Consider the following 14244-nt stretch of genomic DNA (forward strand, 5'->3'; position numbering starts at 1 on the left):
CACAGGGTCAATCAGGCGGCCTGCCGCGCCCTGCGGATCAGGCCAAGGATATCCTGCGCGGCCTTGGGGATATTGGTGCCCGGACCGAAGATGGCGGCCACGCCCGCATCCTGCAGCGCCTGGTAATCCTGCGCCGGGATCACGCCGCCGCAGATCACCAGGATATCGCCGGCACCCTGCGCCTTCAGCGCCGCGATCAGCTTCGGGGCCAGCGTCATGTGCCCCGCCGCCTGGGACGAGATGCCGATCACGTGCACGTCGTTGTCCACCGCATCCTGCGCGGCCTCCTCGGGGGTCTGGAACAGGGGGCCCACATCCACGTCGAAGCCGATATCGGCGAAGGCGGTGGCGATCACCTTGGCGCCCCGGTCGTGGCCGTCCTGGCCCATCTTGACGACCAACATGCGCGGGCGGCGGCCTTCTTCCTCGGCGAAGGCTTCCACGTCGCGCTGGATCTGCGCGAAACCTGCGTCGCCCTCGTAGGCGGCGCCATAGACACCCGCCAGCGTCTTCACCTCGGCCCGGTGGCGGCCGAAGGCGCGCTCCATGGCGTCCGAGATCTCGCCCACCGTGGCGCGGGCGCGGGCGGCGGTCACGGCCAGCTCCAGCAGGTTGCCGTCGCCCCGCGCGCCCTCTTCCAGCGCGGCCAGCGCCGCGTCGCAGGCGGCCTGGTCGCGGCTGGCGCGCACCTGCTCGAGCCGTTTCATCTGGCTCGTCCGCACGCCCGCATTGTCGATGGTGCGGATGTCCAGGTCGTCTTCCTTTTCCAGCCGGAACTTGTTGACGCCGACGATCACCTCCTCGCCCCGGTCGATCCGCGCCTGCTTGCGCGCTGCCGCTTCCTCGATCCGAAGCTTCGGCATGCCCGATTCCACCGCCTTGGTCATGCCGCCCAGCTCGTCCACTTCGGCGATCAGGGTGCGCGCGGCATCGATCAGGTCGGCGGTCAGCTTTTCGACGTAGTAAGACCCCGCGAGCGGGTCGACCACGTTGGTGATGCCGGTCTCGTTCTGCAGGATCAGCTGCGTGTTGCGCGCGATGCGGGACGAGAAATCCGTAGGCAGGGCAATGGCCTCGTCGAAAGAGTTCGTGTGAAGCGACTGGGTGCCGCCCAGCACCGCGCTCATCGCTTCATAGGCGGTGCGCACGATGTTGTTGTAAGGGTCCTGCTCGGCCAGGCTGACACCGGAGGTCTGGCAATGGGTCCGCAGCATCTTCGAGCGGTCGTCCTCGGCCCCCATCTCGGTCATGATCTCGTGCCACAGGAACCGCGCGGCGCGCAGCTTGGCGGCCTCCATGAAGAAATTCATGCCGATGGCGAAGAAGAAACTCAGACGCCCGGCGAACTTGTCCACGTCCATGCCGCGGTCCTTGGCGACGCGGACATATTCCTTCCCGTCGGCAAGCGTGAAGGCCAGCTCCTGCACCAGGTTCGCGCCCGCTTCCTGCATGTGGTAGCCCGAGATGCTGATCGAATTGAACTTCGGCATCTCTTTGCTTGTATAATCAATGATATCCGCCACGATCCTCATGCTGGGCGCGGGCGGATAGATATAGGTGTTGCGGACCATGAACTCCTTCAGGATGTCGTTCTGGATGGTGCCTGACAGCTTGGCGCGGTCCACGCCCTGCTCTTCGCCCGCGACGATGAAGCTGGCCAGCACCGGGATCACCGCGCCGTTCATGGTCATGCTCACCGACACGTCGCCCAGGGGGATGCCGTCGAACAGCACCTTCATGTCCTCGACGGTGTCGATGGCGACGCCCGCCTTGCCCACGTCGCCCTCGACCCGGGGGTGATCGCTGTCATAGCCGCGGTGGGTGGCCAGGTCGAAGGCGACCGACACGCCCTGTTGGCCCGCATCCAGCGCGCGCCGGTAGAAGGCGTTGCTTTCCTCGGCGGTGGAAAAGCCCGCATATTGCCGGATCGTCCAGGGACGGCCCGCATACATCGTGGCCTTGGGCCCGCGCGTGAACGGCGGCTCGCCCGGCATCGAGCCCATATGCTCGAAACTTTCGCCCGGGCCATGGACCGGCGCGATGTCGATCCCTTCGGCGGTCGCCCATGTCAGATCGTCGACGCTGCGGCCCCGAAGCTCCTTTTCGGCGCGCTTCTTCCAATCGTCCATGGCGGATCTCCCTTCACGTCTGCTGCGGCATCACGGCAGCGTGCATCGTCGCCGCAGGTCTTCGTTTTCGCGTCGGCCCATCCTATATCCAAGCCATGGAAAAGAACACGCGCCGAACATTTCTCGTTTCCTTATCCGGCCTTGTGGCCGCTGTCCCGCTGTTAGCGCAAGAATCCGCGCAACCGGCGGCCCAGAACGTCGAGGTGCCCGTGCTGACCAGTCCGGTGGACCGCTGGCGCGAGGATCCGAAGGTGCAATTCAGGTCCGCCGACGTGTCGCTCGAGGACTTCAAGTGGATCGCCCGGCCCGTCGTCGTCTTCGCGGACAGCGAATTCGACCCGGCCTTCCAGGAACAGATCGACCTGCTCGCGGGCCGCGCCGACGACCTGGCCCGGCGCGACGTGGTCGTCATCACCGATACCGATCCGTCCACGCTGTCGGACCTGCGGCGCAAGCTGCGCCCGCGCGGCTTCATGCTGGTGCTGATCGGCAAAGACGGCGACGTGAAGCTGCGCAAGCCCTTCCCGTGGGACGTGCGCGAGCTCACCCGCTCGATCGACAAGATGCCCATGCGCCGCCAGGAAATCCGCGAACGGCAGAACGCGAACCAGTAGCCCCTATTCGAACTCAAGGATCACTTCGTCCACCGCCAGGCTGTCCCCGGCGGCAGCGTTGATCTTGCTGACCACGCCCTTCCTCTCGGCGCGCAGGATGTTTTCCATCTTCATCGCCTCGATGGTGCACAGCGCCTGCCCCGCCTCGACGGCTTCGCCTTCTTCCACGTCCATCTTCACCATCAGGCCGGGCATGGGGCAGAGCAGCAGCTTCGAGGTGTCAGCCTCTGCCTTTTCGGGGATGTGGTGCGCCATTTCGGCCTGGCGCGGGGTATAGACCATCACCTTCAGATCCGCGCCGCGCGTCCGGATGCGGTAGCCGCCCGTGGCGCGCCCGATCTTCAGGATCAACGGCGATCCGTCCACGTCCAGCTTCGCCAGCGCCTGTCCCGGCAGCCAGTCCGAGCTCACGCGCATCTCGGTCCCGTCCGCGTGGCGCACGGTCGCTCCCTCGCGGTCGGCCTGGATCGTGACGGGCATCTCGACGCCCTGCGCCACCACCACCCAGTCGGTGCCGACCTTGCGCTCGTGGTTGTCCATGCGGCCCGACACGCGGGTGCGCCGGATCTCGGCCACCCGGTTCATGGCCGCGGCGGCCGACGCCACCCGGCGCAACGCCGTCTCGTCCAGCTCGACCCCGGCGAAGCCGCCGGGATATTCTTCCTCGATAAAGGCCGTGGTCATGTCGCCGCTGACGAATTTCGGATGATCCATCACCGCCGACAGGAACGGCAGGTTGTGGCCGATGCCCTCGATCTCGAAGCTGTCCAGCGCCACGCGCATCGCCTCGATCGCCTGCGCGCGGTCGGGCGCCCAGGTGCAGAGCTTGGCGATCATCGGGTCGTAATACATGCTGATCTCGCCGCCCTCGTAGACGCCGGTATCGTTGCGCACGATATGCTTGTCGGACAAAAGCTCGGCGGGCGGGCGATAGCGGGTCAGCCGCCCGATGGACGGCAAAAACCCGCGATACGGGTCTTCGGCGTAAAGCCGCGATTCGATGGACCAGCCGTTGATCCCGATATCGTCCTGGGTCATCGACAGCTTTTCGCCCGCCGCCACGCGGATCATCTGCTCGACGATGTCGATCCCGGTAATCAGCTCGGTCACGGGGTGTTCCACCTGCAGGCGGGTGTTCATTTCCAGGAAATAGAAGTTCTTGTCGCCGTCGACGATGAACTCCACCGTTCCCGCGCTGGAATAGTCCACCGCGGCGGCCAGGGCGCAGGCCTGCTCGCCCATGGCCTTGCGGGTGGCCTCGTCCAGGAAGGGCGACGGCGCTTCCTCGATGACCTTCTGGTTGCGGCGCTGGATCGAGCATTCGCGCTCGTTCAGATACAGCGTGTTGCCGTGCTTGTCGGCCAGCACCTGGATCTCGATATGGCGCGGCTGGGTGACGAATTTCTCGATGAAGATGCGGTCGTCGCCGAAGCTGCTGGCCGCCTCGTTCTTCGAGGACTGGAAGCCCTCGCGCGCCTCGGCGTCGTTCCAGGCGATGCGCATCCCCTTTCCGCCGCCACCGGCGCTGGCCTTGATCATCACCGGATAGCCGATCTCGGTGCTGATCTTCACCGCCTCGTCCGCGTCCTCGATCAGGCCCATATGGCCGGGCACGGTGCTGACGCCCGCCTCGTCGGCCAGTTTCTTGGACGTGATCTTGTCGCCCATCGCCTCGATCGCGCCCACGGGCGGGCCGATGAAGACGATGCCTTCCTTGCGCAGGGCTTCGGCGAATCTGGGGTTTTCCGACAGGAAGCCGTAGCCGGGATGCACCGCTTCCGCGCCGGTCTTGCGGATCGCCTCCATCACCTTGTCGATCACGATATAGGACTGGTTTGCCTGCGGCGGGCCGATCCGGACGGCTTCGTCGGCCATGCGCACGTGCAGCGCGTTGCGGTCGGCGTCGGAATAGATGGCGACCGTCTTGATCCCCATTTTCTGGGCCGACTTGATGACGCGGCAGGCGATTTCGCCGCGATTGGCGATCAGGATCTTCTTGAACATGGGGCCGCTCCCGCTCAGTACGCGCAAAGTTCGGGCACGACGCCCTGGCAGGGATCACCGGGCTCGTATTGCGGGCCTGTGGCACCCGGTATGATCATGTCCGTTGTTTGCGGCGCGCACGCTGCCAGCCCCAAAACCAAAAGACCCAGTCCGATGAAGTGCCGCATCCCATGCGCCCCTGAATTTTTTTCGTTGCAAATCAGATGCCATGCGAGGCGGCGAAAGGACAACTGCCTATCGCAGGGAATCGACCGAATGCCCGCGGATAGCGACGAAATTGCGCCGCCGCCGGTGGGTCCACGCAGAAAAGCGGCCCGACCGTGAAAGGTCGGGCCGTAGGGGAAGGGTAACGGTATTGACAACTCGACCCGTTGCCGTGCTGAAGCTCGGGGTCAAAGGGACCCTGCACCGCGAATCCCCGCCCGCAAAGCCCCCTATCCAAATGGATGGGTTTTTGCGCTTAATCCCGCCGATCGCCGCGAAATCCCGGCGGAAAACCGCTTAACGTAACGTCAATCGAGCAATCCCGGGAAGCTCGCCTGCGCCCGGGCCAGGTCCACGCGCAAAAGCGCCTCGTAGCTTTCGGGGTCGAACGGGTCTTCCGCGGGCACCACTTCGCGCCCGAACAGCCAACTCAGCCGTCCCGCGTCCAGGTTGCCGCGCTCGAACGGCTGATCGCCGAAATGCTGCCACAACGCCCACAGGAACCCTTCGTCCGCGGCCCGGTCGGCGGGACGGCGATCGCCGTAGCGCGCGCGGGCGACCAGCTTGGTGGCCCCCTTGGGACTGGCGCGGCGCAGGGTGAACTGGAAATCGGTGCCCGGCAGGCGGCCCGGAAAGCCGCGATGCTTGGTCATGGGGGGCAATGCCATTGCGGTTCGGTCCTTCAAACGCAAACGGGCGGGCCTGATGCCCGCCCGTTCGAACGATCCCGGCGGGATCAGTACTTGGTGTAGCTCGGCTCAGCCACGATGGGCGCGGGCTCGATGAAGACGGGCTCGGGCTCGGGCTGGCTGCAGGCGCCGACAAAGGCGGCCAGGCACAGGCCGAGGGTAATCTTGATGGTTTGCGACATCACTGTCTCCTGTTGATCTTGCTTCTAGGCCGCGGACGGCTTCTTGCCGCACGGCCCTTCGCTATATATCACGACTTGCCCGGTCGGCGAGGTCTGGGGCGCAACGCGATCAAAAACAAGCAAAACCGTGCCTTAATAGTCGTCCCAGACGCAGGTCTCGCCCTCGGGGCGGTAGATCTCGAAATACTGGATGGCATCGGGCACCACTTCGCCGAACGTGATGACGCGGTCCGACAGGCTGATGACCACGCGGCCGGGCGCCGGGCCCAGGTTCGGGAGCTTCGGCAGGGCGTAGGACTGGCACAGATGCAGCATGTCGCCCTCAGCGGTGGCGAAATCCAATCCCTCGGCAAGCTGCGGCGCGATGAAGCGGAAGCGGTACGCCAGGCCCAGGCCCGGTGCATCGCGGATGACCTCGTGGAACTCGACGGTCTGGCCCGACGGAACGGCCACCGGCTCGCCCGCCCGGGCGGGCAGTGCGGCCATCACGAACAGGAAGCAACCAACAAAACGCATCGCGAAACCGGAGAGAAACAGCAATTCCCGAAGCCTAAGCCGCACGCCCCGTCCCGATCAAGAGGCGCGTTCTGACACTTGCGTCAGAGCGGGATATTGTCGTGCTTTTTCCACGGATTGGTCAGCCGTTTTCCGCGCAGGCTGGCGAAGGCGCGGCAGATGCGGCGCCGGGTCGAATGGGGCTGGATCACCTCGTCGATGAAACCCCGCTCGGCCGCCTTGAAGGGGTTGGCGAAGTTCTTTTCGTAATCGGCCACCCGGTCCGCGATCTTGTCCTTGTCGCCCAATTCGCTGCGATAGAGGATCTCGACCGCGCCCTTGGCCCCCATCACCGCGATTTCCGCCGTGGGCCAAGCATAGTTCAAATCGCCCCGCAGGTGCTTGGACGACATCACGTCATAGGCCCCTCCATAGGCCTTGCGGGTGATGACCGTGACCTTGGGCACCGTCGCCTCGCCATAGGCAAACAGCAGCTTGGCGCCGTGCTTGATGACGCCGCCGAATTCCTGGGATGTGCCCGGCAGGAAGCCCGGCACGTCGACCAGCGTCAGGATCGGGATCTCGAACGCGTCGCAGAACCGCACGAAACGCGCGGCCTTGCGCGAGCTGTCGATATCCAGGCAGCCCGCCAGCACCATCGGCTGGTTGGCCACCACGCCCACGGTCGAGCCTTCCAGCCGGATGAAGCCGGTCAGGATGTTCTTGGCGAAGTCTTCCTGGATCTCGTAGAAATCGCCCTCGTCCGCGATCTTGTGGATCAGCTCCTTCATGTCGTAGGGCGTGTTGGCGTTGTCGGGCACCAGCGTGTCCAGGCTGTCGTCCAGCCGCGCGGGATCGTCGAAGAACGGGCGCCGCGGCGGCATCGCGCGGTTGTTGAGCGGCAGGAAATCCACCAGCCGCCGCACTTCGATCAGCGCGTCGATATCGGTCTCGAACGCACCATCGGCCACCGAGGATTTGCGGGTATGGGTCGACGCCCCGCCCAGCTCCTCGGCGGTGACGACCTCGTTGGTGACGGTCTTCACCACGTCTGGGCCGGTCACGAACATGTAGCTGCTGTCCTTCACCATGAAGATGAAGTCGGTCATCGCGGGGCTATAGACGGCGCCGCCCGCGCAGGGACCCATGATGACGCTGATCTGCGGGATCACGCCCGATGCCAGCACGTTGCGCTGGAACACCTCGGCATAGCCCGCCAGCGACGCCACACCTTCCTGGATGCGCGCACCGCCCGAATCGTTCAGCCCGATGATCGGCGCGCCGTTCTGCATCGCCATGTCCATGACCTTGCAGATCTTCTGCGCGTGGGTTTCCGAAAGCGACCCGCCCAGCACGGTGAAATCCTGGCTATAGACATAGACCTGCCGCCCGTTGATCGTGCCCCAGCCGGTCACCACGCCGTCGCCCGCCACCTTGTTGTCGGCCATGCCGAAATCGGTGCAGCGATGGGTGACGAACATGTCGAATTCCTCGAAACTGTCGTCGTCCAGCAGCAGGTCGATCCGCTCGCGCGCGGTCAGCTTGCCCTTCTGGTGCTGCGCCTCGACACGCTTCTCGCCACCGCCCGCGCGGGCCTGGGCGCGGCGCGCCGTGAGCTGGTCAAGAATATCGGTCATCTGGGGCCCTCGCTGCGCGATTATTGTCTTGTTTCGCGCACATTAGGTGTGCGCTGCCCGGTTTGGAAGGCAAATTCAGGGCCTTGGCGCGAAAGTGGGCTCGGCACCGATGGACGAAGGCCCAGGCGCGGACTAGATCAGCCCGATGAGCGCCACCGTCAAAGCCCGTTTCCTCGACCCCAGCACGCCGCCCCACGTGGCGACGATGATCGCGCTCACCTCGCTGGGCGCGCTGGCGATGAACCTGTTCCTGCCGTCGCTGCCCAACATGACCGCGTATTTCGACACCGAATACCGCATCATGCAGATCGCGGTGGCGGGCTACCTGGGCGTAACCGGCGTGATGCAGCTTATCATCGGCCCCATCTCGGACCGCTACGGGCGGCGCAACACGCTGATGGGTGCCACGGTGGTGTTCATCCTGGCGTCCATCGGCTGCATCCTGGCCACCACGATCGAGGTCTTCCTGGCCTTCCGGCTGATGCAGGGCGCGATCGTGGCGGGCATGATCCTGCCCCGCGCCGCCCTGCGCGACATGTACGACACCGACAAGGCCGCGTCGATGATGGGCTGGGTCACCATGGGCATGGCCGTGGCCCCCATGGTCGCCCCCGCGCTCGGCGGCGTGCTGGACGGGCTGTTCGGCTGGCAGGCCAATTTCGTCGCCCTGCTGCTCATGGGCATCGCGGGCCTCGCGCTGACCTGGGCCGACATGGGCGAGACCGCGGCGCCCAGCACCGAATCCATGTTCCAGCAGATCGCCCACTACCCCGAGCTTCTGACCGCGCCCCGCTTCTGGGGCTACGCGCTGACCGCCGCCTTCGCGTCCGGCGCGTTCTTCGCCTATCTCGGCGGCGCGCCTTACGTCGGCTCCGAAGTTTACGGCATGACGCCAGAACGCCTGGGCATCTATTTCGGCGCGCCCGCCATCGGCTACATGGTCGGCAACGGCATCTCGGGGCGCTATTCCAACCGCTTCGGCATCCAGCGCATGATCGCCACGGGCACCGGGGTCACCGTCATCGGCCTGCTGGCGGGTCTGCTGGTCGACATGGGCGGCATCCGCACCCCCGAGACCTTCTTCGCCTTCATGGTCTTCGTGGGCCTGGGCAACGGGCTGGTGATCCCGAACTCCATGGCCGGGATGCTGTCGGTCCGACCGCGCCTGGCCGGCACCGCGTCGGGCCTGGGCGGCGCGCTCATGGTCGGCGGCGGCGCGGGCCTGTCTGCGCTGGCGGGCATCCTGCTCGAACGCGGCACGGGCGCGGCGCCGCTGCTGTGGCTGATGACGCTGACCTCGGTCGCCTCCGTGGCCGCGATCTGGTTCACCATCTGGCGCGAGCACCGCGTCGCCGGTCGCCCCCTGCCCAAGGCCGACTACGAGCCGGCCGAGTAGAGCTCAGCCGATCTCGGGCGCGTAGGTCAGGATGACCGGCACGACCAGATCCTCCTCGTCGACCAGGTGACGGTCCAGGAACTGCTGGAACCCGTCCAGCCGCGCCTCCAACGCGCCCGCCCCGGCGCGCGGGTCGTCGCCCGCAAGCCCCGTCAGCATGGCGTTGGTGCCTTCGGCCAGGCCGTTCAGGTGCCCGTCCAGCGCGTGGTGATCGGCATCGAGCAACGCGAAGCCCCGCTCCAGCCGCCCGTCCAACCCCTGCAGCACCGGGAAGTAATGGTGATCCTCGATCCCGTGATGGGCGTGCAGCTCCTGCAGGAAGAACTGCGCCATCCGCGCCGTCTCGCGGCCGTAGCGCTGCGCGTCCGCGTCGCCGTCCAGGAACTGCCGCGTGCCGTCCTGCAAGCGGCCCAGCACGTCGCGGAACATCAGGTGCCGGTCCAGCCAGAACCGCGTCAGCGGCGAGAAGTTGGGATGCGCCTCCCACGTGCCGCGCGGCAGCTGTTCCACCAGCACCCGCAGCGCGTCGGGCAAGCCCTCGCGGTCTTCCAGCGCGACGCTCACTCGAGCACCCGCAGCACTTGCGCACAGGCCGCCGCGGGCCCGATCCGGCCGCCCAGCGCCACCCGCAGGTACACCCCGTCGATCAGCGCGGCCAGCGTCTCGGCCATGCCCTCAGGGTCGGCATGTCCGCGCGTCCGCAGCCCCGCCCGCAGGTTCGACCGCACCCGCTGCTGATAGACCCGCAAAAGCCGCGCGGCGGTGTCGGATTTCTGCGCCCGGGTATAGAAGGTCAGCCAGGCCGCCACCACGTCGCGCCGGAAGTTGCCGGGCGCGAAACTGGCGCGCACCACCGCCTCGACCCGGTCGCCGCCTTTCGCAAGCTCGGCGCGCACCGCCGCGCCGTAATCGCGCAGGATCGCCCGCATGGCGTGGTCCATCAGGTCGGCCTTGCCGTCGAAATAATGATGCGCCAGCGCCGGGCTGATCCCCGCCTGCCGGGCGATCTGCGCGACGGTCACATCGGGGCCATGCGCGCCCACCTGTGCGATGGCCGCGTTGACCAGAGCGTCCCGCCTGATAGGTTGCATCCCGAGCTTTGGCATCTATACCCCGCCATACGCGACTGAAATCGCTTAGCTTTTCTTGACCGGCCGATCAATGACCCGCGCCGGTCCACCAAGGGAGATATACAATGAAAACCGGACTTTCCATCCTTGCCCTGACCGCCAGCGCCGGCATGGCGCTTGCCGATTGCGAAACCATCACCTTCTCGGATGTCGGCTGGACCGACATCACCGCCACCACCGCCGCCACGACCGTGGTGCTGGACGCGCTGGGATATGACACCGAAATCAAGGTGTTGTCGGTGCCCGTCACCTATACCTCCATGGCCGAAGGCGACATCGACGTGTTCCTGGGCAACTGGATGCCCACCATGGAAAACGACATCGCCCCCTACCGCGAAGCGGGCACCGTCGACACCGTGCGCGCCAACCTCGAAGGCGCCAAGTACACGCTGGCCGTGAACAAGGCCGCCGCCGACATGGGCATCGCCAGCTTCGAAGATATCGCCCCCAACCGCGACGCGCTGGACGGCGAGATCTACGGCATCGAGCCCGGCAATGACGGCAACCGCCTGATCCAGTCGATGATCGACGAAGGCGCCTTCGGGCTGGACGGCTTCGAAGTGGTCGAATCGTCCGAGCAGGGGATGCTCGCGCAGGTCGAACGCTCGAACCGCCGCGACCAGCCCATCGTCTTCCTGGGATGGGAGCCGCATCCCATGAACGCCCAGTTCGAGATGTCGTACCTGACCGGCGGCGACGACTATTTCGGCCCCAACCTGGGCGGCGCCACGGTCTATACCAACACCGCCGCGGGCTTCGCGGAATCCTGCCCGAACATCGGCACGCTCCTGAACAACCTCGAGTTCACGCTCGAGATGGAAAACCAGATCATGGGCGCGATCCTGAACGACGGCACCGAAGCCTCCGAGGCCGCAACCGCCTGGCTGAAGGAAAACCCGGGCGCCCTCGACGGCTGGCTCGACGGGGTCGAGACCGCGTCGGGCGAGCCCGGCCTTCCGGCCGTCAAATCCGCGCTCGGCCTCTAAGACGATCCGGTCGGGGGCCACGCATGCGCATCTTCGTGGCCCTCGACCTGTCGGACGACCTGATCGACGCCCTGTCGCGGCTGCAGGACCACCTGAAGACCGGCCGCCTCGTCCCCGAAGACGACCTGCACCTGACGCTCGCCTTCGTGCCGGACATCAAGCCGCAGCCGCTCGACGACCTGGCGCTCGACCTGGAAATGCTGCGCACAGCACCCCTCGCGCTGGACGCGCGGGGCGTGGCCACCTTCGGCAGCGCAAGGCCCCGCAGCCTGCGTGCGGCGATCATGCCCAACCCGGCCCTCAACTACCTGCAGTCGAAGGTCACGACGCTGATCCGGCGCGCGGGCGTCATCCTGCCCCATCGCCGTTTCGTCCCCCACATCACGCTGGCGCGATTCCCCAACACCATGGCCCCCGACGAGCACGCCCGGCTCGGGCGCTTCCTGCAGGCCCATGGCGACTGGTCCCACCCGCCGACGCCCGCCACCAAGCTGACGCTCTACCAGTCCACGCTCACGCCGGACGGACCGCGATACGACGCGCTGCAAAGCCACGACCTGATCTGACCCGCCCGCGGCACCTCCGGCCCGCACCCGCGTTCCCCATCTTTGTTCTTCCAAATATCCCGGCACGCCGCCTGCCCCGGGCGCGACGATACCTGCCAAAGCGGCTCAGTCGCCTGCCAGGATCATCCGCAGCCCGTGGGTCACGTCGCTGCGCACCGCTAGGCGCAGACCCGGCTCGTCGCCGGCCTCGAGCGCCGCGATGATCCCCACATGGCCCCGCGGCGGCGCGGTGCGGTTCATCCGCCCATAAAGCGCCCGCATGGTGGGTCCCAGCTGCAGCCAGACCGTCTCGGCCATGGCCAGCATCGCCGGGGCCTGCGCGCGCAGGTACAGCATCCGGTGGAATTCCAGGTTGCGGCGCAGGTATTCCACCGCGTCACCCTTCGCCACCGCTTCCGCGATCAGCGTGTTCACGGCGCGCATCCGCTCGATCATCGCCCCGTGGGCGCGCGGCAGGGCGCGGCTGGCCAGCTCGACCTCGATCAGCGCGCGCAAGGCCGCCAGCTCCTCGATCCGGTCGGGCGACAGGTCCGGCGTCGTCACCCGGCCCGACGGCGACAGGGTCAGCGCCCCTTCGGCCACCAGCCGCCGCGCCGCCTCGCGCGCGGGGGTCATCGACACGCCGAACTGCCGCCCGATGCCGCGCAGCGTCAGCGCCGCACCCGGCGCCAGCTCGCCATGCATGATCTGGGTCCGCAGCACGCGGTAGACCCGGTCATGGGCCGCCTGGCCCTGGCCCGCCTCGGGGCGGCTCTGGATCAGCACCGCGCCACTTTCAGCCGAACTGCCAGGCGTGCAGATCACCGCCATGGGTGCGCAGCCAGGCCCGGTGGGCCTTCCAGTCGGGACAAAGCCGCGTCACCACCGACCAGAAGGCGGGCGAATGGTCCATATGCGCCAGGTGCGCGACCTCGTGCGCCGCCACGTAATCCAGCACGTCGAACGGGGCCAGCGCCAGGCGCCACGAATAGTTGAGGTTGCCCTGCCACGAACACGAGCCCCAGCGCGAACGCGTGTCGCGCAGGGTGATCCGCCCCGGCACCCGCCCGATCGCGGCGGCATACCGACCCGAGGCGGCGACCAGCGCCCCGCGCGCCGCCTCTTTCACCACGGCCTGGACCTGGGGGCCGACGGGGCGGGCGGCCCGCACCCGCAGGACATCCGGCCCCAGTCCGGGCGCGCCCTCGACGACCTCGCGCGGCGCCCCCAGGACCGGTACCACGCCGCCCAGCGCGACGCCCCGCCCGGGCGCCCGTTTCGACAGATGTGACCGGATCCAGTCCGAGCGTTCTTCGGCGAAGGCCAGCCCCGCCCGCTCGGACACGCCGCGCGGCAAGGACAGCGTCACCCGGCCGTCCAGCGACGACACCCGCAGCGTGATCCGCCGCGCCCGCGCCGACCGGCGCAACACCAGCTCCACCGGCGGATCGCCGGGCAAGGTCTTGCAGCTTTCGCGCGCCTGTCCCATATGCCATCCCTAGCCAATCGCACCCGCCCGCACCAGTCCGCGAAAGCCTTTGACACCCATCGCGGCCTGTGGCAGGTGGCAGCCTGTTTTCACGATACCAGACCAGACGAAAGGGTCATCCATGCCCAAGGAAGAATGGGGAACCAAGCGCGTCTGCCCGACCACCGGCAAGCGCTTCTACGACCTCAACGCCGATCCGGTCGTCAGCCCCTATACCGGCGAGGTCGTGCAACTCGACACCGGCAAAGGCAGCCGCACCATGGTGGCCGACAAGGCCGACAAGGAATCCGCCAAGAAGGATCAGACCGACGAAGAGGAAGACGTCATCCTGGACGATGACGACGACTCGACCGACGTGGATCTGGGCGACGACGTGCTGGAAGACGATGACGACGACGACAACGTGTCGCTCGACGATATCGCCGACGTGCCGTCCGAAGACGACGACAGCTGACGGATCGCGGCGGCGCGCGGGGCGGGCGTTTTTCCGCTTGAACCCCGCGCAGACGCCGATTAGAGACGCGGCACATCGCGCGGGCCTCCCGCGCCACGGGCCCTTAGCTCAGATGGTAGAGCGCCTGCATGGCATGCAGGAGGTCAGCGGTTCGATCCCGCTAGGGTCCACCAATCTCCCCGTTTGATGATCTGCACCGCCGACGCGGCCCTTCCGCGCCATGGCGAAGATCCGCGCGGATGGCGCCGATATCTCCACACCCGACACCGTTCCATCCCCCCGGCCACACG

Annotated in this window: 15 protein-coding genes and 1 tRNA gene; 6 read left to right on the forward strand and 10 right to left on the reverse strand. The window is 66.9% G+C overall.

The window, feature by feature from the left end; translation table 11 throughout:
• Positions 1 to 11: 11 nt before the first annotated feature.
• Positions 12 to 2129 (reverse strand): methylmalonyl-CoA mutase, encoded by a 2118-nt coding sequence (gene scpA / locus ILP92_RS06010; protein WP_198915463.1) that lies wholly within the window; start codon positions 2127 to 2129, stop codon positions 12 to 14.
• A 209-nt stretch (positions 2130 to 2338) separates the two neighbouring features.
• Between scpA and ILP92_RS06015 the strand changes: the two genes are divergently transcribed.
• On the forward strand, positions 2339 to 2743 hold the full coding sequence (locus ILP92_RS06015) for a DUF4174 domain-containing protein (protein WP_368667847.1): 405 nt from the start codon (positions 2339 to 2341) through the stop codon (positions 2741 to 2743).
• Between the two features lie 3 nt (positions 2744 to 2746).
• Here ILP92_RS06015 and ILP92_RS06020 read toward each other — a convergent pair whose 3' ends face one another.
• The 5 genes from ILP92_RS06020 to ILP92_RS06035 all read right to left on the reverse strand — a co-directional run bounded on the left by ILP92_RS06020 (position 2747) and on the right by ILP92_RS06035 (position 7954).
• The gene (locus ILP92_RS06020) at positions 2747 to 4747 is read right to left on the reverse strand and encodes an acetyl-CoA carboxylase biotin carboxylase subunit (RefSeq protein ID WP_198915465.1); all 2001 of its coding nucleotides are present in this window, start codon (positions 4745 to 4747) and stop codon (positions 2747 to 2749) included.
• A gap of 512 nt (positions 4748 to 5259) precedes the next feature.
• Positions 5260 to 5604, reverse strand: coding sequence for a hypothetical protein (locus ILP92_RS06025; protein WP_198915518.1), 345 nt, complete (start codon positions 5602 to 5604; stop codon positions 5260 to 5262).
• Positions 5605 to 5687: 83 nt separating this feature from the next.
• Positions 5688 to 5822, reverse strand: a complete 135-nt coding sequence (locus tag ILP92_RS18690; protein WP_268968492.1) for a hypothetical protein — start codon at positions 5820 to 5822, stop codon at positions 5688 to 5690.
• 132 nt (positions 5823 to 5954) lie between these two features.
• A complete protein-coding gene (locus ILP92_RS06030; RefSeq protein WP_235971153.1) occupies positions 5955 to 6338 on the reverse strand; it encodes a DUF6497 family protein in 384 nt (127 codons plus the stop codon).
• A gap of 83 nt (positions 6339 to 6421) precedes the next feature.
• On the reverse strand, positions 6422 to 7954 hold the full coding sequence (locus ILP92_RS06035) for an acyl-CoA carboxylase subunit beta (RefSeq protein WP_198915466.1): 1533 nt from the start codon (positions 7952 to 7954) through the stop codon (positions 6422 to 6424).
• A gap of 145 nt (positions 7955 to 8099) precedes the next feature.
• Between ILP92_RS06035 and ILP92_RS06040 the strand changes: the two genes are divergently transcribed.
• Complete coding sequence (locus tag ILP92_RS06040; RefSeq protein ID WP_198915467.1) at positions 8100 to 9350, forward strand: multidrug effflux MFS transporter; 1251 nt, start codon at positions 8100 to 8102, stop codon at positions 9348 to 9350.
• Positions 9351 to 9353: 3 nt separating this feature from the next.
• Here ILP92_RS06040 and ILP92_RS06045 read toward each other — a convergent pair whose 3' ends face one another.
• Together ILP92_RS06045 and betI are read right to left on the reverse strand one after the other, a co-directional pair.
• The gene (locus ILP92_RS06045; protein ID WP_198915468.1) at positions 9354 to 9914 is read right to left on the reverse strand and encodes a hemerythrin domain-containing protein; all 561 of its coding nucleotides are present in this window, start codon (positions 9912 to 9914) and stop codon (positions 9354 to 9356) included.
• Entirely contained in the window at positions 9911 to 10456 is a 546-nt protein-coding gene (gene betI, locus ILP92_RS06050; protein WP_198915469.1) for a transcriptional regulator BetI, read from the reverse strand. Before betI ends, ILP92_RS06045 begins: the two co-directional genes overlap by 4 nt.
• A gap of 89 nt (positions 10457 to 10545) precedes the next feature.
• Here betI and ILP92_RS06055 point away from each other — a divergent pair, with 89 nt between their 5' ends.
• Complete coding sequence (locus tag ILP92_RS06055) at positions 10546 to 11466, forward strand: choline ABC transporter substrate-binding protein (RefSeq protein ID WP_198915470.1); 921 nt, start codon at positions 10546 to 10548, stop codon at positions 11464 to 11466.
• A gap of 23 nt (positions 11467 to 11489) precedes the next feature.
• Entirely contained in the window at positions 11490 to 12032 is a 543-nt protein-coding gene (thpR, locus tag ILP92_RS06060; RefSeq protein WP_198915471.1) for an RNA 2',3'-cyclic phosphodiesterase, read from the forward strand.
• A 105-nt stretch (positions 12033 to 12137) separates the two neighbouring features.
• Here thpR and ILP92_RS06065 read toward each other — a convergent pair whose 3' ends face one another.
• A complete protein-coding gene (locus tag ILP92_RS06065; RefSeq protein ID WP_198915472.1) occupies positions 12138 to 12842 on the reverse strand; it encodes a GntR family transcriptional regulator in 705 nt (234 codons plus the stop codon).
• Positions 12808 to 13500 (reverse strand): M48 family metallopeptidase, encoded by a 693-nt coding sequence (locus tag ILP92_RS06070; RefSeq protein ID WP_198915473.1) that lies wholly within the window; start codon positions 13498 to 13500, stop codon positions 12808 to 12810. Before ILP92_RS06070 ends, ILP92_RS06065 begins: the two co-directional genes overlap by 35 nt.
• 121 nt (positions 13501 to 13621) lie before the next feature.
• On the opposite strand from ILP92_RS06070, the gene ILP92_RS06075 reads away from it, so the two are divergent.
• Positions 13622 to 13954 carry a TIGR02300 family protein gene (locus ILP92_RS06075; RefSeq protein ID WP_198915474.1) on the forward strand — a complete coding sequence of 111 codons (333 nt, stop codon included), beginning with the start codon at positions 13622 to 13624 and terminating at the stop codon, positions 13952 to 13954.
• Between the two features lie 97 nt (positions 13955 to 14051).
• Positions 14052 to 14127 (forward strand) — tRNA-Ala (locus ILP92_RS06080).
• Positions 14128 to 14244: the final 117 nt, after the last annotated feature.

The organism is Palleronia pontilimi, assembly GCF_016412875.1.
Lineage (GTDB): Bacteria > Pseudomonadota > Alphaproteobacteria > Rhodobacterales > Rhodobacteraceae > Palleronia > Palleronia pontilimi.